This is a genomic window from Desulforhopalus singaporensis (assembly GCF_900104445.1).
GTDB lineage: Bacteria > Desulfobacterota > Desulfobulbia > Desulfobulbales > Desulfocapsaceae > Desulforhopalus_A > Desulforhopalus_A singaporensis.
This window is the reverse complement of sequence record NZ_FNJI01000006.1, coordinates 115,932-142,801: the sequence shown is the minus strand read 5'-3', so window position 1 is coordinate 142,801 and position 26,870 is coordinate 115,932. Positions and strand designations below refer to the sequence as shown.

Here is a 26,870-nt window from a genome sequence, read left to right as displayed (position 1 = left end):
TCCAAATCATGATCTCGACTTCAATACCTATGTTTATCAGCCAGGGCAGTGCCAACACCTCCCATTACCCTTTGAAAACCAGACTACCAGAAGACCAATGCAGCTGAAAATGGCCCTTGCGGGCAATCCGAACGCCGGAAAGACGACCCTTTTCAACAGACTGACAGGCGCCAGGCAACATGTCGGGAACTATCCAGGAATCACTGTTGATCACAAAGAAGGATGTCTTATACACGAAAACTACAAAATCACCATTACCGATCTGCCCGGCACCTATTCGATGACCGCCTACTCCGCTGAAGAGTTGGTGGCCAGAGACCATCTGGTCAATGAGCGGCCCGACGTGGTGATTAATATCGTCGACGCCTCCAATATCGAGAGGAACCTCTACCTGACCTGCCAGCTGCTCGAGCTCGGCGTACCGGTGCTTATCGCCCTGAACATGATGGATGTTGCCAAGGCGAGGGGGATGGAGGTAAAGGCGAAGCTGCTCGAGGAACTGTTGATGGTCCCGGTTGTCCCCATCGTGGCCCGTTCCGGCTCCGGCATGGAAGAGCTGCTCAAAGGGTGCATAAGGGTTGCGACAACAGATGCCAGATGGGAACCAAGAATCATCTCCTATGGAGACGACCTGGACAATGCCATTAGCTCCCTGGTAGCCATTATCGAAGACAATGATTTTCTGTCTGATATTTATCCAAGCCGGTACACCGCCATCAAGTACCTGGAAAACGACGACCAGCTCCTCGCCAAGGGTCAGACGGAAAACAAGGAGATCGGCAGCCGCCTGGAAAACTTTGTCACCGAGGTGGCGGACCACAGTAAACGCACCCTCGACGTCTATCCCGAAGCGATAATCGCCGACCACCGCTACGGCTTTATCAAGTCAATCCTGAGACAGGGGGTGGTCACCCACAAATTCGACACCGAACGACTCTACACATCGGACCGCATTGACAAGGTCCTGACCAATCGGCTCATCGGACCGGTGATCATGCTGGCGGTGCTCTTCTCGTTGTACCAGTTCACCTTTTCCTGGAGCGAGTTTCCGGTCGCTCTTCTCGAGTCGTTCTTTAGCTGGCTGGGCGGAGTTGTCGATTCGCTGCTCCCCGATGGTATGATGAAATCGATGCTTATCTCGGGAATGATCGACGGCGTCGGCGGGGTTCTCGGCTTTGTACCCCTTATCATGTTCATGTTCTTTGGTATCGCGATCCTCGAAGACTCCGGTTATCTTGCCCGGGTGGCCTATATGATGGATCGGATATTTAGAATTTTCGGCCTCCACGGATCATCGGTCATGCCATTTATCGTCTCGGGAGGAATTGCCGGAGGTTGTGCCGTGCCGGGCATCATGGCCACCCGGACCCTGCGCTCTCCCAAGGAGAGAATGGCAACCCTGCTCACTGTGCCGTTCATGAACTGTGGCGCCAAAATCCCGGTGCTGGCCCTGCTTATCGGCGCCTTTTTTAACGAACACAAGGCCCAGTACATGTTTCTTTTTACACTGCTCGCCTGGGTGGTGGCGCTTTTTGCCGCCAAGATTTTTCGATCCACGGTACTCAAAGGCGATCCGACCCCTTTTGTAATGGAGCTGCCCCCTTACCGTTTCCCGACCCTGCGCGGTCTCTTTATTCACACCTGGGAGAGAACCTACCAGTACATAAAAAAGGCGGGTACCGTCATTCTCGGCATATCCATTCTCCTGTGGGCGCTTATGACATTTCCCTCGTTGCCCATGGAAAAACAGCAACAGTTCACCAAGGAAAAAGAAGCAATCCTCGCTTCGACCACCCAGCAAGTGCGAAACGAGATCAACGCCGGCCAACGTGATCTCTCTGCTGATGCGCAGAGCGTCCATAACCAACTGGCGCTGATCGACAATCACCAGACCCAGGCTAACCTGCGTTACTCCATCGCCGGGAGGGTAGGAACGGCGTTTGAATCCTTTACCCAACTGGCCGGATTTGACTGGCGCACCAATATCGCGCTCATCGGCGGGTTTGCGGCCAAGGAGGTGATTGTCTCCACCCTGGGGACTGCTTACTCAATGGGCGAAGTGGATGCCGACGAATCCGGCTCCCTCGGTGCGCGGCTGCGAAACGATGACAACTGGAACAGGGTCGTCGCCATCTCCGCCCTGATATTCATCATGTTTTACGCTCCCTGCTTTGTCACGATCGTCTGTATCGCCAAGGAATCGAGCTGGAAATGGGCGTTTTTTTCCCTCACATTCAACACCATCTTCGCTTTTGTGATGGCAACGGCAGTGTTCCAGGTCGGAACCTTCCTCAACCTCGGGTAACCCAGAAGATGCCAGTAATCCCGCAGCCAGCCGTTTATTTTCCGCGGCTTGTTACGCAGCGGGGTGGTTGACGACCACGACCGCCCCGCCCCGCCGGGGATCACCGGCGCCCTCTACTCCCGGGATTACTGCGTGCACCCCGCCGAAATAGACATCGCGCTGCGTCCACCTGTTGACCGGTACGAAGTTTTCGAGCTGGTCCAGCGCCTGGCTGTCAAATCCCGGTTCAATCTGCAGCAATCCCTCGTCAAGATACAGTCGCGGACTATCCACCGCGCGTTGCAACGGGAGGTCAAAGTCGACCACCTGGCTTAAAACCTGGGTTATCGCGGTACGGATGCGCTTGGAGCCGCCGCTGCCGATAACAAGCCGGACACGGTCACCTTCCATAAACAGGGATGGCGACATCATGGAGTAGACTCTTTTCCCCGGCGCCATGAGATGGAAACCTTCCGGATGGAGATCGTCTTCGCCCATCATGTTGTTGATCATGATCCCTGTTGTCGGGGCGAAATAGCCGGATCCTTCACCGTTGGAACAGGTCATACTGGCACAGTTTCCATGTCTGTCGGCCACCGATACATGGGTCGTCCCCCGACTAAAAAGCCGTATATTGTTCATGGATTTTTTTTTCAGCTTCCCTTGTTCCATAAACCCGATCAGCGCTTCAAAACTGGTAATGCCACGCTTTCGCAACCGTTCCACCTCGTTCATCAGACCGACACTGTTTACCAGTTGGAGTCCGGTTCCCCACAACTCGTCTTTGACCTTTATTTCAGCCATTAGGCTCAAAGAGAGTCCGATAAGCGTACCTCCCATGGAAGGTTCGCCGGGGGTCACCAACACACCGTTTCGGTACGGTATGTTCAAGGCTTTTCTCTCCCGCACCTTGTAGGAGGCAAGATCCTCGTAGCTGAGCCACCCACCCCTGTCGCGCATTTCCGCATCGATTTTGCCTGCGATTTCACCGCGATAAAAACTGTCATCCCCTTCAGTCGCGAGCTGGTCGAGAAAAGAGGCGATCTCCGGGTTGCACAACCGGTCCCCCGGTTGCAGGTATTTCCCTCCGGGTTCATAGATGGCGCGCCCTCTTGCAGACAGCGTCATGATGGGTCTGAGCAGCTGAAGAAAATGTCCCTGCTGCTCGTTGAGCAGATGGCTTCTGGCAAGTTCTGCGGCCGGAGCGATCACATCCCCCAACCCCATCCGTCCCAGCCGACGATGGGTGTGCAGCAGTCCTTTCAGGGTTCCGGGTACGGCAACCGAACCACACCCCACGTTAAAGTCCTGGGATGATCCGGAAAATTGAACGGTTACCGCAAAAAAATCGTCAGGCGGGCGATCAGGTTTTCTCCCCCTGCCGGGTGAATCAACGAAAAAATCAAAGAAGACATTTTTCCCTCGTTCCTCGCTTCTGCCCACCAGCAACCCGCCGCCGCCAAGGCTTGTCAGGGCGGGCTCAACCACCGCCGAGGCAAAACCGGCGGCAACAACGGCATCAAAAGCATTCCCCCCTTCCTCCAGTATCGTTCCGGCCGCCCTGCTCACTTCGGCGTGTCCGGAGGCCACTATCGATTTCGTATATCGGCTCACTTCCAGAACTCCCCCTGAAGAGATCGAATAACCTCTTTGAGGTTACCAGTTTCTGTAAATTTCTTTCGCATGTAATCGGCACCGGTCCCGTTGCTCAAAATCGGTTCCACCAACCCCGCGTATCGCTCCGACCCCAGCCTCACCGTCATCGGGATCACTGTTCTCAGCAGGGCCACCACAGCGCTTCGAAACGACATTCGTCGCCCGCCAAGCCAACCGGATGGGTCGAGAAACTCTCCGTCAAGCCCATATCTTGCCGCCTGCCACTTATTGGCCTGCAGTATGTAATGATCAAGAGGGGCGGCAGGTTCACGCTGTTCGGCCAACGTAGCCGCAAGAGCCTGTATCAAGGCGGTAATCGCCAGGATATCGTTGAATCTGAACGGCAGATCGCATATTCTGATTTCCACTGTACCAAACTCCGGGTTGGGCCTGGCATCCCACCACAGATCCTTAAACGAGTTGATCACCCCGGCAGCTTTGAGCAGATCCAGTTCACGTACCAGGTCGGCCCAGCCTGCAAGGTAGGTATAGATCCCCGCGAGCGGAAGCGCTTCAAACAGTTTGGTCCGATATGACATAAGTCCGGTGTCCTCGCTCTGGGAAAACGGTGAAGAGGTGGACAGCGATAACAGGATCGGCAGATAGGCCTGGATTTTGTTGTTGACTCTAACCGCCGTGTCTCCATCTGGCATTCCAACATGCACATGAAGCCCCTGGGCGATAAATCTTCTCCCTACTATCTGCAGTTGATCCATTATCTGCGCATACCGCTTATTGGTGGTCAGCAGCTGGTCGCTGTGACTGGCAAAGGGATGAAGACTTGCCGAAAAGAGCCGACAACCATTATCTACGGCCAGTTCTTCTGCCAGGCTGATAGTCTGCATCAGATCATTTTCCACGTCATGCAGAGAAAAACAGACTCCGGTTCGAATTTCAAGAATCGACTGGATAAATTCGGGGGAAAGCCTCGGACGCAGCAGTGATGGGGCGTTTTGCAAAAGAATCGGCGCCATTGGCGCCAGGTCCCATGATTTCATATCAAGGGTCTGGAACTCGATTTCAACACCAAGGGTGTACCTGGGACTGATGGCAAAACGATGCGATGGTCCATCATCGGGTAGCGGCAGCCCCCCCTGTTCTGTTTTTTTCACGGGCTGTGCTCCCCATATTCACCAAGCCATCTGAGGGCAACCGTTGCGAGCCAGCTGGCACCAACAGCCAGAACCTTCTCGTCAAAATTGAAAGTGCCGCAGTGGGCCGGACTCGCCTCTGCCCCCGGACTTGCACCAAAACGCACCATACAACCGTCGGCGATCTGCTGATAAAACGAAAAATCCTCGGCCCCCAGACTGGGCTGTCCCTGGGAGATGACCCCCTCGTGTCCCACCACCGCAACCGCTGCCGCCCGGGCAACGTCAGTTGCTGTTTTTGAATTGATAACAGCCGGCAGACCAGGCAGGAAGTCGAGTTTTGCATCGACCCTGAACAGCTTGCCGATGCTGTCCATAACCCTGTTAATTCCATCAAGGATATCGCTGCGCACCTGAGGATGAGAACTCCGTACCGTCCCCTCCAGCACCGCCGTATCCCCGATGATGTTATGCCCGCTGCCGCCGTTGAAACACCCGACACTCACCACCCCGGCACGATTGGGATCAGTCTCTCTTGAGACAATGGTCTGCAGCGCAGTGACCAGATAGCACCCTGCAACTATCGCGTCCCTGGTTTCATGGGGCCTTGCCGCATGGCCGGACGATCCTTTGAGGGTAATTCTGAACGGATCGGCAAAGGAACAGATTATTCCTTCGTCAACGGTAATCGTCCCGGTATCATAATGAGTATCAATATGTCCGGCGAACACAGCCTGCAAAGAATCGTCGAGGGCTCCTTCCTCAATGATTTTATGGGCACCGTTGCCGTATTCTTCCGCGGGTTGAAAGATCAGCGAGATGCGACCGCAAGGATTGATTTTGGACAAAAGGGCAGCGGCACCCAGGAGCATGGCGACATGGCCGTCATGGCCGCATGCGTGCATCACTCCCGGATTCTTCGAGGCGTAGTCGATATGGTTCAACTCCTTGACCGGCAAAGCATCCATGTCGGCGCGCAGGCCGACGTGATGATCCGCCCCCCCGCCACACTCCCCGCCTCCCAGGGTGCCGACAACCCCGGTACCGCCCCATCCGCTGACGAAAGGGATGGACAGCTCCTTTAATTTTTTCTGAATGTAAAGCGAGGTATCATGTTCCTGAAAGCTCAACTCGGGCTGTTGGTGAATGGTCCGTCGGATATCACGCATCCACTCGAAAAGTCTGTCGTCCACCACCAGTTGCCGTCTTTGTTCCATACCATTTCACCAGCAGGCTACTCAATCCGGATCGAACCTATATCGCTCTTGGCTGTAGGTTCATCTTTTGTACGAAGCAGCCGGACCGTCTGTTCATCACCGGTCAAAGCAACAGGTTGCTCACCAACCTGCTCCTTTTCTTCAACAAGCTCCGATTCAATGTGCTTCTCATCCTCGCCGGAATCATTGTCGTCTTCTTCCTCGCCCGGACTACTGCTGTCGACTTCATCGTCTCGACCGGAAATTGACAGCACCTGGCTAAAATCATTGTCCCTGCTCACCCCGACACCAAGGGGCTGCTTGAACACGGCGATCAGTCCATCCAGAGTTTCAAGCATGGACACAAGTTCCCATCCGGCCCTGCCGTATTCGTTAAGCGACATCTCAACCTCCGCTTCGTCAAGGAAAGCGGACCCCAGAAGCCCCTCTTTTTTCAGCTCATAATGTACCGTCTTATACCCCCAGCGCATTCTGGTTTACCTCATCGCTCTTTTATTATTAAAGCAGAATATTTCCGTCTTTTTCATTGTTCTTCCACCAACCGGTCGTTACGGAAAATACCCTTGTATAAACTCCCGTCGGCCAGGATCAGAGAACCTTTGCCGTCCCTGCGCCCGTATTTGAACTCTCCCTTGAAAAGAGAACCATCCGCAGACTTCAGCACGCCGTACCCATGGAGCAGGTCATCCTTGAACTCCCCTGAATAATGTCCTCCGTCGTTATACCAGAGTTCACCTTTGCCGTTGAAGAATCCGTTCCTGAAATTACCGTTGTACAAGCTCCCGTCGGCAAAACGATATTCCCCTTGACCGGAAAACAGATCGTTTTTGAAAGTCCCGCGGTATTTCGTTCCATCCGGATAGACAAACCTTCCCTGACCGTGCTTCTTCCCCTGTTTGAAATACCCTTCATACTCCCTGCCGTCGCCATGGAGATAGATCCCGTATCCGTTGATTTCTCCCTGAGACATCTCGCCACGATAGATATCTCCGTTGGTGAATTTGAGAACACCCTCACCGTCCATTTTCCCGGAGAGAAAACCGCCGTCATAAACCCTGCCGTCATCAAAACCAACCATCGCGCTGCCGGTAAAAGGCAGGTTGCCTGCGGCATCGTACACCAGCCCGTCTTTGACCGGGAAAAACCCGGTCGGTTTTTTATCCTGGCCGCTGCCAAAAGACTGGCCCCCGCCTGCGGATTCTTTTTCTAAAACAGCCTCTGCAGCAGGCGGGCTCGCCATCACGGCACTATTGCCTAAGGCGACTGTCTGCTGCCCACCCCGGGGCCCGACTCTTTTTGGCAGGCCGTTTTCAAAAAAACCGGTATATTTCCGTCCATCACTGTATGCCATGGTGCCCTGGCCATAAATCCGGTCGTCGGCGAATTCGCCTGTATAGACCGTACCGTCGGCATAGCGCAATTCGCCCTGGCCGATTCTTTGGCCCGCAACAAATCCGCCTGTATATACAGATGTATCAGGATATTCCATGGTTCCCTGACCACCCGGCAGACCACCGGTAAAGGTTCCCGAATACCTTGAACCGTCGGGATACTGCAATACCCCCATACCCTGGCACTCGCCATAACGGAATTCACCGTCATAGACACGACCATCGGGGTATGTCAGCTTACCGTCACCGTGGTACCTGTCCTCTTCGAACATTCCCTGATACCGTTCTCCGTCAGGCCTCCTGTATTTTCCGTAACCATGACGCATTTCCCCGGCAAACTCTCCTTCATAAAATGAACCGTCGCTGTAACGGTGCTCTCCAAACCCCGCCGGTTTTCCGTTGTGGAACATGCCTGCATGATAACTGCCGTCACCAAAATCGAGCCGGCCTTTGCCGTCAATAAAACTGTTCCTGAAGTCACCGGTATATTTACGTCCGTCCGAGAAATAGAGCTCCCCCTTGCCGTGAAACCTGCCAAAGCTGAACTCACCAACATACCTGGCACCATCAGACAGGTTCATTGTCCCGGTACCATGGATAACATTATCCTTGAACTGTCCTTCGTAGACCCTGCCGTCGCTGCCTGTAAGCCGCCCCCGGCCGTGAAACTTGCCGTCACACAAATCACCCTCATAAACGGTGCCGTCGGGAAACCTCAGAGTCCCACGGCCGCTCAACAGCCCCTGCTTGAATTGACCGATGTACTCTCTGCCATCATCAGAAATATAGGTCCCCACACCATTTTGACAATCCCCCTTGACACATCCCCCTGGAGAATTGGAGGCCCAAACCGCCACAGCGGCAAGAGACAGCATCACACTACCGACATATCTTGTAAGATTCAAAACTTCCTCCAATACAAACCGTTCAAGCTGCAGATCTGAATATTTCTTGAAAATACGGGCTAATCGTCTTTTTTCTCCTCCGCATAGACCCTGCGCACTGTCTCGGCGATAATCCTCAGCCCCTTTTGCACATCACCGTCATCCTGGGAATAGGTCACCCTCAGACATTGATCCTTGTGCGGCCACTCTTCGACAAGGCCCGGGAAAAAATAGTGCCCGGAAACAACAAGGGCTCCTTCCTCCTTGAGCCGCTGGTACAATTCCAGGCTGGTTATCGGTAGTCCCTCGAACCAGAGCCACAAAAACATTGCCCCTTCTGGCACATGCATTCTGCAGGGCAGATCGCCAAAATTTTCCTTCACCGCCGCTACCGCCTTTTTCATTTTCGACCTGTAAAACGGCTGCATTACCGACTTGCTTACCTCAATGATGGTGCCGTCGGCTACCAGCCTGTTAGCCAGATGGGCGCCGAAATTGGTAGGCGACAGTGACATGATCGCGTTCATTGCGGTAAGGGCTGCGATAATCTCCTTACTGGCTATGACTATCCCGGTCCTCACCGCAGGCAGACCGAGTTTTGAAAGAGAAAGACTCAGGATCAGATTCTCGTTCCAGACCGGGGTCGCCTCGGTATAGATCATTCCGGGAAACGGCGCACCGTAAGCACTGTCGATTATTATCGGGATATTGCATCGCTCGGCCCTTGCCATAAGCTTTTGCATCTCATTGTCGTCAATGACATTTCCGGTAGGATTGGTCGGTCTTGAAATGCAGATGGCGCCAATGGTGTGGTCGATATGGAGGTTTTCAAAATCGACACGATACTTGAAAAACCAGTCGTCTATTATTTCTATGTTCGGCCGGTTGGAAACGAAAAGATCCTGTTCCAGGCCAAGATCGGCGTAGCCGATATATTCCGGGGCCATGGGCAAACATATTTTTTTCACGCTCCCATCGCTCATTTTTCCGGCAAGGAGGTTGAACAGCATAAAAAACCCGGTCTGGCTTCCGTTGGTCAGGCAGATGTTGTCCGGACCGACATTCCACCCGAACTCACCGGTAAACAGCGACGACAGGCTGGTGACAAACTCCCGGTTGCCATAAGGCGGACTGTAACTGCCCACCAGCTCGCCAAACTCTGCAGGATCGCTGCAAATCTCGCTGAGATGGCCGCGCATGAGTTCCTGGAACTCAGCAATCTGACCGGGATTGCCTCCCCCCATCATCACCAGATCATCGCCATATTTTTCTTTTGCCCTGCCCAGGTCCTCCATCAGAGACAGTATCCCCGCATCACAGGTCAGTTTGCGGCCAAACGTACTAAATTCCATTATAAATTTTCTGCTGTTGTTAAGCGTAGCTTCGAGTTTCCCGCACCTTGTTCACCATGGTGCGGGACAATCATCAATCTCAAGAACGGTAATCGGCGTTGATTTTCACATAATCAAGTGAAAAATCACAAGTATACAGTTCAGCGCCCCCATCGCCGTCCTGCAAGTCGATACCGATGGTGAAACATTTTTCTTTCAGTACCGCCGTGGCCTTTTCTTCCGCCTCTCTGCCGAGCCCCAACCCATTTTTCACAAGTTGCACGTCGCCGAAAGACAGATCGACTTTCTCCGGGGGAAAAACCACTCCCGCCCGGCCCATGGCCGCGAGAATTCTTCCCCAGTTGGCATCCTCACCGAAAAATGCGGTCTTCACCAGACTTGAGGTCGCCACGGTTCGACCGAGCTTTTCCGCATCTTCATCGCTGTTGGCTCCGCGTACGCTGATGGTAATGGTTTTGGTCGCACCCTCTCCGTCACTCACAATCTGCAGCGCCAGATCCTTCAGGACAGCCTCAAGGCCTGCGCTAAAAGCATTACAGTCGGCTTCATCGCCTGTTCCATCGATTACCCGGTTCCGAGCAGTTCCGTTCGCCATGACGACAACCATGTCGTTGGTGGAGGTGTCGCCGTCGACGGTGATCCGATTAAACGTTCTTTCGTTTGCCGCACTCAGAGCCTGTTGCAGCTGCGCCGATGATATATCGGCATCGGTAAACACAAAGGCGAGCATGGTGGCCATGTTGGGCATGATCATGCCGGCCCCTTTGGCCATACCCCTTATCTCAACCGGCCGGCCATCTATAGTGATGGTTTTTGCGGCAACTTTAGGGAACGTGTCGGTGGTCATGATAGCCCTTGCCACCAGCTCGAAATTATCGGCAGACAGGCTGGAGACAAGTTCTTTTATGCTATCTTCAAAAGCTCTGACATTCAACTGTTCGCCGATTACCCCGGTGGAGGAAAGCAACACATTCTCTTCATCCACCTTCATCTGTTCAGCAACCAGCCTACTGCACGCGAGCGCGGCTTCAACCCCCTCATCCCCGGTACATGCATTGGCACAGCCGCTGTTGACCAGGATTGCCTGGGCCGTACCGTTTGCAAGCCGTCCCTGGTCAATCACAACCGGTGCGGCCTTGACCTGGCTGGTGGTAAAGACCCCGGCCGTTACACAGGGGGTGTCGGAACAGATCAACCCGACATCGAGCCTGTCCTTGTATCGCACTCCGGCTTTCACCGCAGAAAACGTAAATCCCTTCATAATATTTCCTTTTATGATGTTTATCCGGAACCGACCTGCGGAGATTTGCCGTAGCAGGCTAACCGACGGGCTTCCGGATGTAAGCGAATAATCTACCTTCATGGAAGATAGCAAAAAAGTTAAAATAGATCTACCAGTTATAAATGATGTTATGATACTTTTAGAGCCGTATTGCAGCAACCATTGAGGCTGTCATTTTTCCCGAAAAAAACCGCATTGACCGGAGATATTCTCGGAGAAGAGTCCGGGGTACAAGGCGGAACCGGAGCAGGACAAGGCTCAGCAAGTAATATTATCTACTGTTTCACAGTACAGCCAATTCTCATACCAACATGGAAATAAACCAAATCAACTGGGGATACAGCCTTTTTTCAACCCTCGTACTCCTAGCCGACTTTTTTATCAGGATAACCCTCTCGGTAAGGGTCATCATGCGAAAACGGCCCTACGGCGTCTCCTTTGCCTGGCTCATCGTTATCCTTCTGGTGCCTTTTATCGGCGGGGGCGCCTATCTGCTGTTTGGCGAAAACAGGCTGCCCGAGAAGCGGATGGCCCGGGCCAAGGTCTCTTACAAAACCTATATGAGCTGGTTGCAGAACCTGAAAACAAGAGCTCCGGTCTCCTGGCACAGCCTCAACCCGACATGCATGCCCCTGCAGAGACAGGCGGAGACCCTTGTCGGGATTCCGGCAATGTCGGGAAACAAACTTACCCTCATAACCAATCCCAACAACATTATAACCTCCATAACCCACAGTATCGACAACGCGCACACCAGCTGCCACCTGCAATTCTACATCTGGGAGGAAGGCGGTAATGTGGAACAGGTTGCCCAGGCCCTGATCAGGGCCGCCGGCAGGGGAGTAACCTGCAGGATACTGCTGGACTCCATAGGCAGCAGGAAATTTTTAAAAAGCGAAAAAGCTAAACAGATGAGAAACGCCGGCATCAAAATCGAGGAATCTCTTCCCGCCGGCATTATCAACGTCTTCTTTTCCAGGATTGACATCAGAAACCACAGGAAAATAGTGGTAATCGACGGGGAAGTCGCCTATACCGGCAGCCAGAACATGGTTGATCCAGAGGTGTTCAAACTTGATTCCGGCGTTGGAAAATGGATAGACGTGATGGTCAAGGCGGAAGGACCGGTGGTGGAAAGTCTTGCGGGAACCTTTATCAGCGACTGGTTCCTGGAAACCGAGGAGACGGCACTGAACTCGGAACTGCTGCTAAAAGACATCGACTCGGTGCGCCAGGCTGGCGATATGCATCCCTGTCCCATGGTCGGACAGAGCGCGGTACAGCTTGTTCCCTCGGGTCCCGGGTTCGTTCCCGAGGCTATTCACCACCTGCTCCTCACCACCATCTACGGAGCACGCAAGGAACTGATCCTGACGACACCCTATTTCATTCCCGACGAACCTCTGCTTGCGGCCCTGAAAGCGGCGGCTCAGCGTGGGGTTGATGTCAAGATAATCCTTCCCAGAGACAACGACTCGGTGCTTGTCAAGTATGCAAGCAGAGCACGATATGAAGATCTTGCAGCCTCGGGAGTTTCCATCTACCTCTTTTACGGCGGCCTGCTTCACTCGAAGAGCGTAACCGTCGACGGCGACCTGTCCCTGTTTGGATCGGTCAATCTCGACATGAGAAGTTTCTGGCTCAACTTCGAGGCAACCCTGTTCATCTATTGCAGAACATTCACCCGGGAACTGAAATCGATCCAGCAGGGCTATCTCGCAGAATCCACTCTTCTTGACCTGAAACAGTTCAGGCAGCGAACAAAAGTGGAAAAGTTCAAGGAGAACCTGCTGCTTCTTATTTCACCGCTGCTGTAACCCGAACAACAGGCGACAACCGTCTTCTGGCCACATGGAGTGAAACTGCCCCCTCCCCCGCGCACAGAAACAATCAGTTCTCTTTGCCGCAACAGCGTTTATATTTTTTCCCCGACCCGCAGGGACAGGGGGCATTACGACCGATCTTTTCCCCTGTCCTGACTATCGGCTGCGACTCCCCGTCCCTGCCGTCCGCCCCCAGCTGGCTCATCCGCCTACTTTCCTCCTCCTGCTTTCGGCGCCGCTCCTGCTCGAGCCGCTCGACCTCGTCTTCATGCACTATCCGTACACGCATCAGGCTTGACACGGTCTGAGCCTTGACCGTGTGGATCATGGAGCCGAAGAGCTCGAACCCCTCTCTTTTGTATTCGTTGAGCGGATTCTTCTGTCCGTAGCCGCGAAGCCCGATTCCTTCCTTTAAGTGATCCATGGAAAGCAGGTGATCTTTCCAGTGGCTGTCGACGATCTGGAGCAGGATCAGCTTCTCCAGCTGACGCTGGGTTTCGGCGCCGTTCGTGTCATCCTGCTGTCGGTATTTTTCGGTGACAAAGTCGTGAATCTTCTCTCTGAAGGTATCGGCCTTGAGGCCGGTCCTTTCCTCCTCGCTCCAGTCCGGCACATGATGGAAGAGTTCCCCCATCCTTGCTGAAAATCCGTCCCAGTCCCACTCTTTTGCATCGATCCGGTCCTGGTAGAACTCTTGCGCGACCTCATCTACGAGCTCGTCGAACATATCCTGTATCACCTCGGCAACACTTTCGCCGGCAAGCACGTCTCTTCGCTGCTGATAGATGATTTCCCGCTGCTTGTTCATGACATCGTCATATTCCAGCAGATGTTTTCTGATATCGAAGTTATGTCCTTCTACCTTTCTCTGGGCATTTTCAATTGCCCGGGAAATCATGCTGTGTTCAATAGGTTCGTCTTCCTCCATGCCAAGCTTGTCCATTATCCCGGTAATGCGGTCGGAACCGAAAATGCGCAGCAGATCATCCTCCAGCGACAGGAAAAAACGAGAAGATCCCGGATCCCCCTGACGCCCTGCACGTCCGCGAAGCTGATTATCTATCCTCCTGGATTCATGCCGCGAAGTCCCGAGGATATGGAGACCTCCCGCCTCAACAACCCCTTCCCCGAGCTTGATGTCGGTACCGCGCCCGGCCATGTTGGTGGCAATGGTCACCCTGCCCAGCTGACCGGCGCCGGCAATGATTTCAGCTTCCCGTTCATGGTGCTTTGCGTTAAGCACTTCGTGGGCCAGTTTTTCCTTTTTGAGCAGTTTCGAGATCTTTTCCGACACGTCGATGGAGATGGTACCGACCAGCACCGGCCGGCCGGAATTGTGCATTTCAAGAATCTCCTTGATGACCGCACGATATTTTGCCGCCTCGTTCTTGTAAATGACATCGGCATAATCATCCCTAACCATCGGCTGATTGGTCGGCATCACCACCACATCGAGATCATAGATCTTCTTGAATTCAGCGGCTTCGGTATCCGCCGTACCGGTCATTCCCGCAAGTTTTTCATACATCCGGAAATAGTTCTGGAAAGTGATCGAGGCAAGGGTCTGGTTTTCCTTTTCGATGGTCACTTTTTCCTTGGCCTCAAGCGCCTGGTGGAGACCGTCGCTGAAGCGTCTTCCCTCCATGGTCCTGCCGGTAAATTCGTCGACAATTACCACCTGGTTGTTATGGACTATATAGTCCACATCCTTTTTAAAGATGACATGCGCCTTGAGCGCCTGGTTGAGATGGTGGAGTTTCTCTATATTGGCGGGGTCGTAGAGGTTGTCGACGTTGAGCAGTTTTTCGCCAAGCGCTACACCTTCGTCAGTCAGCGAGACCTGCCGCGATTTTTCATCGACGGTGTAGTGAAGATCGTTCTTGAACTGTGGGATGGTGCGATCGACGTTGACATACAGGTCGGTCGAGATATCGGCCGGACCGGAAATGATAAGAGGGGTACGTGCCTCGTCGATAAGGATTGAGTCCACCTCATCGACTATGGCGAAATTGAAGTCTCTCTGACAGAAATCTGCCTTTTCAAACTTCATGTTGTCCCGGAGATAATCGAAGCCGAACTCATTATTGGTTCCGTAGGTGATATCCGCACCATAGGCATCTTTTCGTTCCCTGTCATCGAGACCGTGGACAATTTTGCCACAGCTCATCCCGAGAAAGTTATACACCTCCCCCATCCATTCGCTGTCGCGCTTGGCAAGATAGTCGTTCACCGTTACCACATGCACTCCACGCCCACCAAGCCCGTTGAGGTATACCGGCAGGGTGGAAGTGAGGGTCTTGCCCTCACCTGTCTTCATTTCAGCGATCCTGCCCTGGTGCAATACGATGCCGCCCACCAGTTGCACATCGTAATGACGCTCCCCAAGCACCCGTTTTCCAGCCTCCCGTACTACGGCAAACGCTTCCGGCAAAAGGTCGTCCAACGACTCGCCTTTGGCAATTCTTTCCTTGAACTCAACAGTCTTCGCCTTCAGGTCGCCGTCGCCCATGACCCCGATCTCTTTTTCCAGATCGTTTATCCTTGAAATCAGCGGCCTGAGCTGCCTGAGGTATCTGTCATTGCTGCTGCCGAAAACTTTTGTCAGTATTTTATTAATCATTATGAGAGCCGTATCGCTAAATTGGGTTGTAAACCGTCTTTAAAACCTCCGACAGCCTTTCTGGTTGCAGAAAGAGACGGACTGCCGGTTACTGTTTGGTTGTTTTAATTGCTTTTTTTTCTGCCTGAATCACCTGCACAAAAGAGGAGGCATCCCCGGCGGCGCTGCTGTGTATATCAGCTTCGTAAGAGGGCAGAAGAAGCGACTGGCCAACCCATACTCCGAGCAGAAACATCCACAGGAATATGCAAAAAACCACAATACCTATCCCACCGACCGCGGTGACGGAAAGCTCGAACTTCAGTTTTTTTTTCTTGGGCTTACGCTTTGTTACCATCTCATACCAGCAGAATCACATCCGTTCAGGTGCACTCAAGCCGATGATGTCAAGTCCGTTCTTCAGTACAATCTGCAGAGCTACGATAAGACAGAGTCGTGCCTTTGACAATGCAGGATCGTCGGACAACACCTTGTGTTTGTTGTAATAGCTGTGTAATTGTCCGGCAAGCTCCAAAAGATAGAAGATAACTTTATGCGGCGCCAACTCCAGCGCCGAATTCTCGATCACCGCGGGAAAACCGGACATGGTCTGCAGCAGCTTCAGCTCTTCGGGTTCCTTGAGAAGTGTGGCATCGATCTGGTCAAACGGTTCCAGCTGCACATTTTTTTCCTCGGCCTGACGCAGGATTGCACAGAGCCGGGCATAACCATACTGCACGTAATACACAGGATTTTCCTGGCTCTCCCTGGTTGCGAGCGCCAAGTCAAATTCCAGCTGGCTGTCGGCTTTGCGCATCATGAAGAAAAACCGTACCGGGTCAACTCCTACTTCGTCAAGCAACTCGTCCACGGTTACGAAATTGGCTTTCCGGGTAGACATTTTCACCTGCTTGCCATCCCTTGTAAGGGTCACAAACTGGTGCAGCACAACCGTCACCTTGTCCGGATCATACCCCAGCGCCTTCACTCCGGCGAGTACATCGGGGACGGTGGCGATATGATCGGAACCGAAGATATCAATCAGCCAGTCAAAGTTTCGTTTGAACTTTTCACGGTGATATGCAATGTCCGGCAATCTGTAGGTCGGTTCCCCGCTGCTCTTGATAATAACCCGGTCCTGCTCGTGCCCGAATTCGGTCGTTTTGAACCAGACGGCATCGTCTTTTTCGTAAACGTACCCCTGTTCACGCAGTTTACTCACCACATCGTCTATATGACCGTCCTCATAAAGCGAATGTTCATTGAAGTAATTGTCAAACTTGATGTCCATCCTCGCGAGGGTGTTCGCGATATCGTTAAAAATATACTGTTCCGCTTTTTTCTTGAAAGGATCCACCGGTTCATGATCCTTCAGGTCCGCACCGTGTTCATTGCGCAGTTCCTGAGCTATTTCAAGAATATACTCACCCTGATATCCATCTTCAGGAAAAACAGCATCCTCCCCCAGCAGTTCAAGATAGCGGGCACGGGTCGATTCTCCGAGCACCCGCATCTGGCGTCCGGCGTCGTTATAGTAGTACTCCCGGAACACGTCGTGCCCGGTCGCATCAAGCAGCCGCGCTATGGAGTCGCCCAGAATGGCCTGACGACCGTGACCGATGCTCAGAGGCCCCGTCGGGTTGGCGCTGACGAACTCGACCATCACTCTTCTCCCGTTGCCGACGTTGCTCCTGCCGAACATTTCACCCCGGGACATTATCGCGGGAATGACCGCACGCCAGGCATCATGATTGACAAAGATGTTGACAAAACCAGGCCCGGCCACCTCTACGCGCTCTATGAGAGCTTTGTCAGCAGTCAGTTTTGTCGTCAGCTGTGACGCGATCTCCCTGGGATTCTTTTTTTCAATACCGGCCAGGACCAACGCAAAGTTGGTGGAAAAATCTCCCTGTCCCTCATGCTTTGGGAGCTCTACGGTGAATTTACCGGCACCCTTTTCCGTCCACAGCCCGTCGGCCACACCCTGCTCGAAACAATCTTCGAGGATTCTTTTCAGTTCTTTGCGAATCATCCTAACCCAACCGATATTCTTTTTTGTTATTCTTGCCCAGCATGCAGAGAATTTCATAGCTGATGGTATTCACCGTATCGGCTATGTTGTCCGCACTGATTTCTTTTTGTCCCTGCCGTCCCATGACAACGACTTCATCGCCAGCCTTCACCCCGGCGATCCCGGTCACGTCGACCATGCACATATTCATGCAGATTCTTCCCCGGATCGGTGCGTATTGTCTATGGATAAGCACCCTGCCGCGGTTGGACAGACTCCTGGAAAAGCCGTTTTCATAACCGACCGGAATAGTTGCAAGCCTTGTCCGGCCCCCTGTCACAAAGGTGTGACCGTAACTCACACCCACTCCTTTTTCCACCTCTTTAACCTGAAGGACGACGGTCTTGAACTCCATTGCCGGCAGAAGGCTGTGGGTGGCGGCCATGACCTTGGTTGCCTCTCTGCCTGCCGGATGGTAGCCATACAGGGCAATGCCTGCACGCACCATACCAAAGCGAGCTTCGGGAAAATGAAGAGCCGCACCCGAATTGGCGATATGATTTACGGTCTGGCCTGATTTCAGCGACTGTTCATTCAGTGATGAAAAAACGGCAATGGCCTTTTTGGTGCCTTCGGAACGGGGATTGTCCGATTCCGGGAAATGGCTCATGATCCCAGCCGCCCGCAAATTTTTCAGCGACTCGATTTTTTCCAGAAAAGCAGGCAGTTCACCTGGCATAATGCCAAGCCTGGTCATGCCTGTATCGACCTTGACATGCACTTTTATGGTTGTACCTGCCTGTTTTGCCACATCGTTAAGTGCTTGAGCCGCCTGGAGGCTGTAGATCACCGGGGTCAGGTCATATTTTACAAACTGACCGCTTTCTTCAGGATCAAACCCCATGGTGACAAAAATTTTTCCTGCAACCCCGTTTTCCCTGAGCGTTACCGCTTCGACCGTGTCGACCACTCCGAAAACCGTACATCCTCCTCTGGCAAACGCTTGAGCCGCCTCAACCATGCCGTGTCCGTACGCGTCGCCCTTAACCATTGCCATAACCACCGTCCCTGCACCTACAAACTTTTGCAGATTCTTGAAATTTCTCTCCAGAATCGCGGGACGGACCACTATTTTTCTCAGAGCTGTTTCAATTGTCATATTTATGAAAATCTGCTTTGGCTGTGTTACATTTCTATTTCGCTCCTTTCCAGGCTCTCCACGCCACCCTGCTTGACAAAAGAAGCGACCATCCGACGGCGAGATAGATGAAACACAGCAGCATAATGGGAAGAGAAGATTTTCGCAACACTACTCCCGTAACCGACATGCATAAAACCAGGCCCCAGGTTTTTTTTGAATAAACAGCACCCAGACAGGTCCCGTTTTCAAGACTGAGAATACGCGCTACCGATTTACGGGCCACTTTGTCGAGAATGGTAAAAGATTTAACGGTTCCAGTCACCAGGGACAGAGATGCCAGCTGGTAGCCGTATGATTCGATGCGAAAAAACATCAACACCCCCCTGGTCAGGAGTAGACAGCCGATAAACGTCCAGAGAAGAGATGACAGAAAGAGATGACTCTTTCTGCTTCCCCCCGGTTTGAATCTCTGCAGGCCGGTTAGCATTGAATCTCGCTTCGATTAAATAGAACAAGCCCACTCCTTCGGTAAAGAAGTGGGCTTGTCAAACAAAATCAGGTAAATAGAGCTTACATTTCGTTTACAACGATAGCTCCCTCCGGACATACTTCAACGCAGGTCTCACAACCGAGACATTCGTCTGCTTCAACCGGATCAGCTTTACCGTCAACCATTTCGAAAACCTGTGCCGGGCAAGCTGCTACACATTCTTCATCACCTGAACATTTGTCTTTGTCTACTATTACTTCAAACATGATTCACCTCCATAAAGTGATATTTAACATAAGCATTTTTAATGCTTACTCAACAACCCGAGTATCATTGAGATCCCGTTTCCATGTGTCATATTGCATTAATGTACGGTCCGGTATTTGTCAAGCAAAATGATTGATTCCACCCTGTAGTGATAAGGGTCCCGGCAATTTTCTTTTTTCCGCTTAAACTAAGGGAGATAACCGGCACAGGTTCCACTCGACCGACCTTTCTCCCTGCAGATATAAGTTGACCGGCAGGTAATTTTTTATATACTGCACCTTTCCCGGCGTTGCAGCGACGGTGCTGCTTTTCTCAATTTCAATCTCGTATGAACAATACTGACCATATCAAAACCAATGAAAAAGAAACAATCAACGAAAAAACTGATGGCGGAAAAGAGGGAATTGGCGATGATCGAAGGCATTCTGGAAGGTAGTCCGGATGGCATCGGAGTCGTCGTGGTTCGTCTTGACTGCGGCTGTCGCAAGATGGCTGCCGTGACTGAAAACGGTGAACCCGCCTCCAAAATTATAATGTACCGGGATATGGCTGAATCGATCTGTGACAAATGCAAGGAGGACAACGGCGCGTTTATGCGGGTTACGGAATCCTTCATCCACTGGGTAGAGCCTTTACCAAGCGAAGAACAGCAGAACATAATCAGCGAGAAAGTACTCGGCACCCAGACATCCCATTGACCACCGCACCAAGACGGCGCAAAACATCGCCCGGGACAGACCAGTTTCCGCCCTGCACCCGGGCCTCGACCTGTTCCGGACTCATTTTACCAATAAAGAAACGATGCCGCTGCCGGATTACCGCCCACTTCTTCCTCTTTGAGCCGTACAGCACAAATCCACGAAATTAACCGCCCACTGCGGAGTTCCTTCAGCGTGAACATGGGTATACAGGGCGAAGACATTGTTCCGAACCAGCCCGTCCCGGCCATTGATGAACCCTTTCCCCCTGGTCATCTTTACCGCGAGGTCTGTGTCGCTGCCTCCCCAGTGCAGAACGGTCGAATAGCGGAACTCATGCCCCTTAACCTCCAACCCCTGGGGATAGAATCCGTTCTTTTTCTCGACGTTAAAAATGGAATACCCGTGGGCCTGAGGTTTCGCCGACATGCCAAAACGTATTGGAAACACACCGGTCAAAGGGAATTCTTCACCATCCAGCACAAGCGACTCTCCAAGATAAATCAATCCGCCGCACTCGGCGTAAATCGGCAGCCCCGACTCGGCCGCTTTTTTGACCGATGCCCGAAAACTTTTGTTTAAAGCCAGCCGGCACGCGCCCGTCTCCGGGAACCCGCCCCCGATGTACAGTCCGTCAATTTCCGGCAATTCCTTGTCCTTCATGGCGTTGATATAGACAAGCTCGGCACCGTTTGATTCCAGCGCCTCAAGATTTTCGGAATAATAAAACTGAAAAGCGGCATCCTGGAGTACGCCGATTTTAACCCTCTTCTCTCCTATTTTACTGCTGACAGGCGACGGCTCCTGAGTATCAGATGGCGCTACCCGCACCGGAGCCATTATTTTTTCCAGCTGCACAAGATCGACATTCTCCTCAACTATGCCGGCGAGATAATCCACCGCCTCCCTGCTGCCTGCATATTCCTGGTGGGGGACCATTCCCAGATGCCGCATGGGAAAGATATCTTTTTTCAGCCTGGGAACTGCGCCGATAACAGGCAGGGACGTATAGTGCTCGACTGTCTGGGTGACCAGCGCTCTCTGACGTTCTGTGGCGATCTGGTTCAGGACCACCCCGCATATCCTGATTCTGCTGTCAAATTTCTGACACCCGAGCACCATGGCCGCAACTGTCCTGGTGGTCTTGGTACAGTCAACCACCAGCAGCACCGGCAGATCAAGGGTGAGTGCCAGCTCGGCGGTGGAATATCCGCCCTGGGCGTTTACCCCGTCATAGAGTCCGCGATTGCCCTCAACAACCACCATATCCGCCCCATCAGAGTGTTTGGCATATGAGCTAAGCAGCGACTGTTTGCTCATCAGGTAGGGATCCAGGTTGTAACATCGTTGTCCGGCAGCAAGCTGCAGCCAGCCCGCGTCGATATAATCTGGTCCCTTCTTGAAAGGAACGACCCTGTCTGCCCTTTTCGCCAGGGCGGCGGTTATGCCAACTGAAACGACACTTTTACCCGATCCTCCGGACAGTCCGGCGATGACCAGCCCTTTACTGTGCTTCATCCACTGTTTCCTGTATTGTTCAAAAAATATCCGCTATCGGCTGTGGGCGTCAATGCGCCCGTCTTCCGTGTTTTTCCCAGGCCTGATGATAGAGCTTATTCAGTCTTTGTTCAAGCAGAACCCTATAATGTTCGAGCTCTTCGGACTTAATTTTCGGGGGAACTCTGAGCGGCTCTCCAAAATAGAAATCGATCTTGGAGAATGGTTTTGGAATCGAAAGCCTGTCCCAGGAATTCACCGCAATATAACTGGAACACCCCCAGGCCATGGGTAACACCGGCACCCCGGTCTTTGAAGCCAGCAGTATCGATCCCGGTTGAGCTACCATCGGCGGCCCCTGAGAGCCGTCCGCCACCACCGCGCAGCTTTCACCACGCGAGACAACCCGCAGCAATCCCTTGAGCGCCTGTACCCCCTGATTATTCCTTGACCCCCTGACGCTGTTGAAGCCCAGACTTTTAACCAGCCGAGCAATATATTCCCCGTCCCGGCTGGCGCTCACCATGACCGTCGCCGGATAGTGGCGCATGAAGTAGATAATATAGAGGATGGAATAGTGCCAGAACGAGGCTATGACAGTGTTGTTGCCGCTTTGTTCGGGCGGAAAAAAATGCTCCCCGTTATGGACGGTTGCTCTGCAGGTACCGAACCAGATTCGTATCAGCCAGCCTGCAAATAGAGGGACAAGCCGCAGTTTTAATTTTTTCATATAGCTGCCGATCATCCCAGTTCGATCTCCAAACGTCTCATCTCTTTAATCTTGTCACGCAGTTCCGCCGCTTTTTCAAAAGCCAGCTCCCCGGCCGCCAGATGCATCTGCTCTTCGAGCTTTGCAACAATTGTTCGCAACTCGTCAAGGGAAGAAAAATATGGGATATCCTCCTCTGCCGTCTCGACTGCACCCTCCTTTTCCCCCTCGATGATATATCCGGAGTGTTTAAGGTGGTCGTGAATGTTGTCCTTGAAGGCGGAAGTCACCGTTGTCGGAGTAATGTTGTTTTTCTCGTTAAATGCCTGCTGGATCGTTCTTCTTCTTTCGGTCTCATCAATGGTATGCCGCATGGAGCCGGTTATCTCGTCACCATACATGATGACCAGCCCCTGGGCATTTCTTGCGGCGCGGCCGCACGTCTGAATCAACGAACGTTCTGACCGCAGGAACCCCTCCTTGTCGGCATCAAGAATTGCCACAAGAGAAACCTCAGGGATATCAAGACCTTCACGCAGAAGATTGATTCCTATCAGCACGTTGAACTCACCTTTTCGCAAGTCCCGGATCAGCTCGATTCTCTCAAGCGTCTTGATATCCGAATGCAGATAGCGCACCTTTACCCCGAGATTTTCGTAATATTCGGTCAGGTCCTCTGCCATCCGCTTGGTCAGGGTGGTGACGAGGACGGCCTCGTTCCGTCCGGTCCGGATTCGTATCTCTTCGAGCAGGTCGTCAACCTGGTCGGCGGCAGGACGAACCTCTATTCGCGGATCGAGCAGGCCGGTCGGCCTGATCACCTGCTCCACCACCCGGCCCTGAACTTGCTCGATTTCATAAGGACCGGGAGTTGCGGAAACGTAGACGATCTGGTTGATCCTCCGACTGAACTCGTCAAACCTCAAAGGCCGGTTGTCAAGGGCGGAGGGAAGCCGGAAACCATAGTTGACCAGAGTCTCTTTTCGCGAACGGTCTCCGTTATACATGCCGTTGAGCTGGCCTATGGCGATGTGACTTTCATCTATAAACAGCAGGTAGTCTTCAGGGAAATAATCGAGCAGGTTGGGCGGTGGAGCGCCTGGCTTTTTCCCGGTGAGATGCCTGCTGTAGTTTTCAATTCCCGTGCAGTAACCGAGCTCCTGGATCATTTCCAGGTCAAACATCGTCCGCTGATCAAGCCTCTGGGCCTCCACCAGTCTGTTTTCCTTCTGCAGGTAATCAAGACGGGCGACGAGCTCCTCCTTGATCGACAGGCAGGCCTGTGACAGCCGCTCCTTGGAGGTAACGAAGTGGCTGCCCGGAAACACGGTATAATCGTCGAGCTGTTCATGAACCACTCCCCGCAGGGGATCGATAATGGTTAGCGACTCAACGGTGTCGCCGAAAAATTCGACCCTGACCGAACGGTCCTCCTCGTGGACGGGGAAAATGTCCATTACATCACCGCGAGACCTGAATGTCCCGCGGTGAAAAGAAAAGTCATTACGTTCATACTGCATGAAGACTAACCTGCGCTGAACCTCCTCAATGGGGTATTGCTCTCCAACCTGCAGAAAAAGATGCATATTCTTGTATTCATCGGGGGATCCTAATCCGTAAATGCAGGAGACCGAGGCAACTATAAGCACATCGCGCCTGGTCAGGAGGGAGCGTGTGGCGGAATGCCTCATTTTATCGATCGCTTCGTTGATGGAGGAATCTTTTTCAATGTAGCTGTCCGACTGGGGGATATACGCCTCGGGCTGGTAATAATCATAATAGGATACAAAATATTCCACGGCGTTATGGGGAAAAAGTTCCTTAAACTCACTGAAGAGCTGCGCGGCAAGAGTCTTGTTCGGCGCAATAACCAGGGTCGGTCTCTGTACTTTCTGGACGACGTGAGCCATGGTGAAGGTTTTACCGGAACCGGTCACCCCGAGCAGCACCTGGCTTTTGGCCCCGGTGAGGACACCATCTGCCAGCATTTCAACAGCCTCCGGCTGATCCCCGGAAGGGGTAAACTCTGAAACAAGCTGAAAAGGTCTATCCATGAGATACAATCAATCAGTAGTACATCTGTACAGTGGTGCCGAAAAAAAAATCATTATCCTGTCATCAACATAGCCCGCCCCTCTGGAATCGGCTACAGCACAACCAACAATAAACCGTTTCACGACAAGGACAACAATAAAAAGATACGCCGCTTTCGATTTATCCGGGAAAAAATAGGGTAAAAATCCCCGCTATTCGCCGCCATATCTTACGATTTTTCCCAGGATATGCAATCCTTCGGACAATTTTTAATCGCTTCATCCACAAGCTGGGCAGGGTAATGCTTCAATTCGACGATTTCCATCAGCAGGGTGGAGGGATTGTACCTGAACACCTCGCCTGCGACCTCGACACACCCCTGGCAACAGTTGCATTTACTTAAATCTATAGCGGGATATAGACTGATCAATTTCACGTCAACACCTCACAACCTGCCTATTTGTTGAAACATTTACTTTTAAAGACCATATTTTTTATGGCATTTTACCTTTTAACGAGTATAATAATCATTCCTAATTGAAAATAAACCTGTTTTACGGTCGTGCCTGACACCACTCTTGTAATAGCGGGACCTGTCAATTATTATAGCATTCCAGCTATCGATAAACTGAAGATCTTCCACAACTGGCGGTTTCGGTTTCTTCCGCCCCCTTGTTGGAGATCACTATATAACTTTACATTCAACACCAATTGGAGAAAAAATGAATCAAAGCAAAATTGCTGAAGGAATTTACTGGGTCGGTGCCATCGACTGGAATATCAGAGATTTCCATGGATATTCCACTTACAGGGGATCGACCTACAACGCCTTTCTCATCATTGATGAAAAAGTGACCCTCGTCGATACCGTCAAAAGGTCCCACCTGGATGATCTTCTTTTCAATATAAAAGCGATCATCGACCCGGAAAAGATCGATTACCTGATAGTCAATCATGTGGAAATGGACCACTCCGGAAGTATGCCGGAGATCATGGAAATCATCAAACCGGAGAAGGTATTCTGCTCGCCGATGGGCAAAAAAGCACTGATCGACCATTTTCACAGGGAAGATTGGCCGCTTGAGGTGGTGAAATCAGGGCAAGAAATTTCTCTTGGCAACAGGACGGTTCACTTCATTGAGACCAGAATGCTTCACTGGCCCGATTCAATGTTCAGCTACCTCAAGGAAGACGGCATCCTCTTTTCCAGCGACGCGTTCGGCCAGCACTACGCAACCAGTGAACGGTTCGACGACGAGGTTCCGTTCTCCGAGGTGATGCAGGAAAGCGCCAAATATTATGCCAATATTCTCTACCTCTATTCCCCGCTTATCAGAAAACTGTTAAAGGCAGTAGGAGAAATGAATCTCGATCTCAAGATGATCGCTCCTGACCATGGAGTGATCTGGCGAACCCACCAGAATGCGATACTTGAGGCTTATGACCAGTGGAGTCGCAGTGAATCGAATAAAAAAGCTCTGATAATTTACGATTCCATGTGGCACTCCACGGAAAAGATGGCGGAGGCGATCAGACGCGGGATAGAGGCGGCCGGAGTACCGGTAACCATGATTAATCTCAAGGTGCACCACCGCAGCGACGTGATGACCCAGGTCCTTGGCGCCAAGGGTGTTATCCTCGGCTCGTCTACCCTGAACAATGGCCTGCTGCCCAGAATGGCCGGTTTTCTCATGTATATGCGCGGACTTAAACCAACCAACAAGTTCGGGGCATCTTTTGGTTCCTTCGGCTGGAGCGGGGAAGCGGTAGGACTTTTGAACAACGCCCTGGAAGAGATGAAAATCGATGTGATTGAAGAAGGATTGCGCCTGAAATACGTCCCCGACGAAGAACAGCTCAGTGAGTGTACCGCCATGGGCCGCCGTATCGGTGAACGCATAGCCGAAAGTTTTGAGAACCAGTAACGGAGACCGATGAATCTCATTGCCCAGCATAAGATTCTGTTGACCGGAGATTCCTTTGATCACTGCTCGGATCATGTTCACCGTTTTTTCGATCTGACCTCTCTGGTCATCTACGACTGCATCGAGACCAGCAGGGCCCACTCCTTCTCCGGTCTCGATGACCGTTTCCTGGAAGAGATCAAGCTGGCGGAAGATCGCAACCGGCAGATCATCGACAGTCTGCTGCGCGAAATGAAAAAAGGGGGTATCACCACCATCGACGGACTCGGCACCATTCCCCAGGGATATCTGAGTAAAACATTCCATGTGCTGAGTCATTTTATCGACGGCTTCATCGGTATCGACTCCTCTTTCTACAACCTCATAGATGACAGTCACTGGCTGACACAGAAGACCCGTACGGAAATTGATAAAAACGGTTCGATGTTCTGGCTGGTCCATGTCGACGGATACTCGACAACCCCTGAAGAAGCCGGAATTTTGCATCTGTAACCCGATTTGCGCAAATGAACACCTACG

The 26,870-nt window shown here is 52.2% G+C and carries 22 protein-coding genes; 5 read left to right on the top strand and 17 right to left on the bottom strand.

The window, feature by feature from the left end:
- Positions 1-97: 97 nt before the first annotated feature.
- Positions 98-2,305 carry a ferrous iron transport protein B gene (feoB, locus tag BLQ17_RS05760; RefSeq protein ID WP_092220707.1) on the top strand — a complete coding sequence of 736 codons (2,208 nt, stop codon included), beginning with the start codon at positions 98-100 and terminating at the stop codon, positions 2,303-2,305.
- A 51-nt stretch (positions 2,306-2,356) separates the two neighbouring features.
- On the opposite strand, the gene BLQ17_RS05755 is transcribed toward feoB, so the two are convergent.
- The 7 genes from BLQ17_RS05755 to argJ form a co-directional block, all read right to left on the bottom strand.
- Positions 2,357-3,898 (bottom strand): gamma-glutamyltransferase family protein, encoded by a 1,542-nt coding sequence (locus BLQ17_RS05755; protein WP_092220706.1) that lies wholly within the window; start codon positions 3,896-3,898, stop codon positions 2,357-2,359.
- Entirely contained in the window at positions 3,895-5,052 is a 1,158-nt protein-coding gene (locus BLQ17_RS05750) for a carboxylate-amine ligase (protein WP_092220704.1), read from the bottom strand. Before BLQ17_RS05750 ends, BLQ17_RS05755 begins: the two co-directional genes overlap by 4 nt.
- Positions 5,049-6,248: a M20 metallopeptidase family protein gene (locus BLQ17_RS05745; protein ID WP_092220703.1), complete on the bottom strand. Its 1,200-nt coding sequence runs from the start codon at positions 6,246-6,248 to the stop codon at positions 5,049-5,051. Before BLQ17_RS05745 ends, BLQ17_RS05750 begins: the two co-directional genes overlap by 4 nt.
- A gap of 17 nt (positions 6,249-6,265) precedes the next feature.
- On the bottom strand, positions 6,266-6,718 hold the full coding sequence (locus tag BLQ17_RS05740; protein ID WP_092220702.1) for a DUF4177 domain-containing protein: 453 nt from the start codon (positions 6,716-6,718) through the stop codon (positions 6,266-6,268).
- Between the two features lie 53 nt (positions 6,719-6,771).
- Positions 6,772-8,544: an MORN repeat-containing protein gene (locus BLQ17_RS05735; protein WP_143005444.1), complete on the bottom strand. Its 1,773-nt coding sequence runs from the start codon at positions 8,542-8,544 to the stop codon at positions 6,772-6,774.
- Positions 8,545-8,603: 59 nt separating this feature from the next.
- Entirely contained in the window at positions 8,604-9,875 is a 1,272-nt protein-coding gene (locus tag BLQ17_RS05730; RefSeq protein WP_092220698.1) for a valine--pyruvate transaminase, read from the bottom strand.
- A 79-nt stretch (positions 9,876-9,954) separates the two neighbouring features.
- Entirely contained in the window at positions 9,955-11,136 is a 1,182-nt protein-coding gene (gene argJ / locus BLQ17_RS05725; protein ID WP_092220696.1) for a bifunctional glutamate N-acetyltransferase/amino-acid acetyltransferase ArgJ, read from the bottom strand.
- Positions 11,137-11,468: 332 nt separating this feature from the next.
- Between argJ and cls the strand changes: the two genes are divergently transcribed.
- Positions 11,469-12,974 (top strand): cardiolipin synthase, encoded by a 1,506-nt coding sequence (gene cls / locus BLQ17_RS05720; RefSeq protein WP_092220694.1) that lies wholly within the window; start codon positions 11,469-11,471, stop codon positions 12,972-12,974.
- A gap of 73 nt (positions 12,975-13,047) precedes the next feature.
- Here the strand turns inward: cls and secA are convergent, their stop codons facing one another.
- The 6 genes from secA to BLQ17_RS05690 all read right to left on the bottom strand — a co-directional run bounded on the left by secA (position 13,048) and on the right by BLQ17_RS05690 (position 19,487).
- Positions 13,048-15,600, bottom strand: a complete 2,553-nt coding sequence (gene secA, locus BLQ17_RS05715; protein ID WP_092220692.1) for a preprotein translocase subunit SecA — start codon at positions 15,598-15,600, stop codon at positions 13,048-13,050.
- Between the two features lie 88 nt (positions 15,601-15,688).
- Positions 15,689-15,937 carry a hypothetical protein gene (locus tag BLQ17_RS05710; RefSeq protein WP_092220690.1) on the bottom strand — a complete coding sequence of 83 codons (249 nt, stop codon included), beginning with the start codon at positions 15,935-15,937 and terminating at the stop codon, positions 15,689-15,691.
- 15 nt (positions 15,938-15,952) lie between these two features.
- On the bottom strand, positions 15,953-17,611 hold the full coding sequence (gene argS, locus BLQ17_RS05705) for an arginine--tRNA ligase (RefSeq protein ID WP_092220688.1): 1,659 nt from the start codon (positions 17,609-17,611) through the stop codon (positions 15,953-15,955).
- A gap of 1 nt (position 17,612) precedes the next feature.
- Entirely contained in the window at positions 17,613-18,749 is a 1,137-nt protein-coding gene (alr, locus tag BLQ17_RS05700) for an alanine racemase (RefSeq protein WP_092220686.1), read from the bottom strand.
- A gap of 34 nt (positions 18,750-18,783) precedes the next feature.
- Positions 18,784-19,218: a hypothetical protein gene (locus BLQ17_RS05695; RefSeq protein ID WP_092220684.1), complete on the bottom strand. Its 435-nt coding sequence runs from the start codon at positions 19,216-19,218 to the stop codon at positions 18,784-18,786.
- Positions 19,219-19,301: 83 nt separating this feature from the next.
- Complete coding sequence (locus BLQ17_RS05690) at positions 19,302-19,487, bottom strand: indolepyruvate ferredoxin oxidoreductase subunit alpha (protein WP_092220683.1); 186 nt, start codon at positions 19,485-19,487, stop codon at positions 19,302-19,304.
- Positions 19,488-19,844: 357 nt separating this feature from the next.
- Between BLQ17_RS05690 and BLQ17_RS05685 the strand changes: the two genes are divergently transcribed.
- Positions 19,845-20,186 carry a hypothetical protein gene (locus tag BLQ17_RS05685; protein WP_092220682.1) on the top strand — a complete coding sequence of 114 codons (342 nt, stop codon included), beginning with the start codon at positions 19,845-19,847 and terminating at the stop codon, positions 20,184-20,186.
- 117 nt (positions 20,187-20,303) lie between these two features.
- Here BLQ17_RS05685 and BLQ17_RS05680 read toward each other — a convergent pair whose 3' ends face one another.
- From BLQ17_RS05680 to BLQ17_RS05665, 4 genes are all read right to left on the bottom strand, one after another.
- A complete protein-coding gene (locus BLQ17_RS05680; RefSeq protein ID WP_092220680.1) occupies positions 20,304-21,704 on the bottom strand; it encodes a cobyrinic acid a,c-diamide synthase CobB in 1,401 nt (466 codons plus the stop codon).
- 49 nt (positions 21,705-21,753) lie between these two features.
- Entirely contained in the window at positions 21,754-22,413 is a 660-nt protein-coding gene (locus tag BLQ17_RS05675) for a lysophospholipid acyltransferase family protein (RefSeq protein WP_245695003.1), read from the bottom strand.
- Positions 22,414-22,424: 11 nt separating this feature from the next.
- A complete protein-coding gene (uvrB, locus tag BLQ17_RS05670) occupies positions 22,425-24,446 on the bottom strand; it encodes an excinuclease ABC subunit UvrB (protein ID WP_092220676.1) in 2,022 nt (673 codons plus the stop codon).
- A 209-nt stretch (positions 24,447-24,655) separates the two neighbouring features.
- A complete protein-coding gene (locus tag BLQ17_RS05665; protein WP_092220674.1) occupies positions 24,656-24,862 on the bottom strand; it encodes a ferredoxin in 207 nt (68 codons plus the stop codon).
- A 286-nt stretch (positions 24,863-25,148) separates the two neighbouring features.
- Here BLQ17_RS05665 and BLQ17_RS05660 point away from each other — a divergent pair, with 286 nt between their 5' ends.
- Both BLQ17_RS05660 and BLQ17_RS05655 read left to right on the top strand, forming a co-directional pair.
- Positions 25,149-26,351, top strand: a complete 1,203-nt coding sequence (locus BLQ17_RS05660; RefSeq protein WP_092220672.1) for an FprA family A-type flavoprotein — start codon at positions 25,149-25,151, stop codon at positions 26,349-26,351.
- Between the two features lie 9 nt (positions 26,352-26,360).
- Positions 26,361-26,843, top strand: a complete 483-nt coding sequence (locus tag BLQ17_RS05655) for a hypothetical protein (protein ID WP_092220670.1) — start codon at positions 26,361-26,363, stop codon at positions 26,841-26,843.
- The last annotated feature ends 27 nt before the right edge of the window (positions 26,844-26,870 follow it).

Coding starts and splice junctions, on each gene's coding strand:
- feoB (WP_092220707.1), top strand. CDS start 98: ATGCAGCTGAAAATGGCCCTTGCGGGCAATCCGAACGCCGGAAAGACG.
- secA (WP_092220692.1), bottom strand. CDS start 15,600: ATGATTAATAAAATACTGACAAAAGTTTTCGGCAGCAGCAATGACAGA.
- BLQ17_RS05745 (WP_092220703.1), bottom strand. CDS start 6,248: ATGGAACAAAGACGGCAACTGGTGGTGGACGACAGACTTTTCGAGTGG.
- BLQ17_RS05695 (WP_092220684.1), bottom strand. CDS start 19,218: ATGCTAACCGGCCTGCAGAGATTCAAACCGGGGGGAAGCAGAAAGAGT.
- BLQ17_RS05680 (WP_092220680.1), bottom strand. CDS start 21,704: ATGAAGCACAGTAAAGGGCTGGTCATCGCCGGACTGTCCGGAGGATCG.
- BLQ17_RS05685 (WP_092220682.1), top strand. CDS start 19,845: ATGAAAAAGAAACAATCAACGAAAAAACTGATGGCGGAAAAGAGGGAA.
- BLQ17_RS05740 (WP_092220702.1), bottom strand. CDS start 6,718: ATGCGCTGGGGGTATAAGACGGTACATTATGAGCTGAAAAAAGAGGGG.
- cls (WP_092220694.1), top strand. CDS start 11,469: ATGGAAATAAACCAAATCAACTGGGGATACAGCCTTTTTTCAACCCTC.
- BLQ17_RS05730 (WP_092220698.1), bottom strand. CDS start 9,875: ATGGAATTTAGTACGTTTGGCCGCAAACTGACCTGTGATGCGGGGATA.
- BLQ17_RS05660 (WP_092220672.1), top strand. CDS start 25,149: ATGAATCAAAGCAAAATTGCTGAAGGAATTTACTGGGTCGGTGCCATC.
- BLQ17_RS05655 (WP_092220670.1), top strand. CDS start 26,361: ATGAATCTCATTGCCCAGCATAAGATTCTGTTGACCGGAGATTCCTTT.
- BLQ17_RS05690 (WP_092220683.1), bottom strand. CDS start 19,487: ATGTTTGAAGTAATAGTAGACAAAGACAAATGTTCAGGTGATGAAGAA.
- alr (WP_092220686.1), bottom strand. CDS start 18,749: ATGACAATTGAAACAGCTCTGAGAAAAATAGTGGTCCGTCCCGCGATT.
- argS (WP_092220688.1), bottom strand. CDS start 17,611: ATGATTCGCAAAGAACTGAAAAGAATCCTCGAAGATTGTTTCGAGCAG.
- BLQ17_RS05710 (WP_092220690.1), bottom strand. CDS start 15,937: ATGGTAACAAAGCGTAAGCCCAAGAAAAAAAAACTGAAGTTCGAGCTT.
- uvrB (WP_092220676.1), bottom strand. CDS start 24,446: ATGGATAGACCTTTTCAGCTTGTTTCAGAGTTTACCCCTTCCGGGGAT.
- argJ (WP_092220696.1), bottom strand. CDS start 11,136: ATGAAGGGATTTACGTTTTCTGCGGTGAAAGCCGGAGTGCGATACAAG.
- BLQ17_RS05675 (WP_245695003.1), bottom strand. CDS start 22,413: ATGAAAAAATTAAAACTGCGGCTTGTCCCTCTATTTGCAGGCTGGCTG.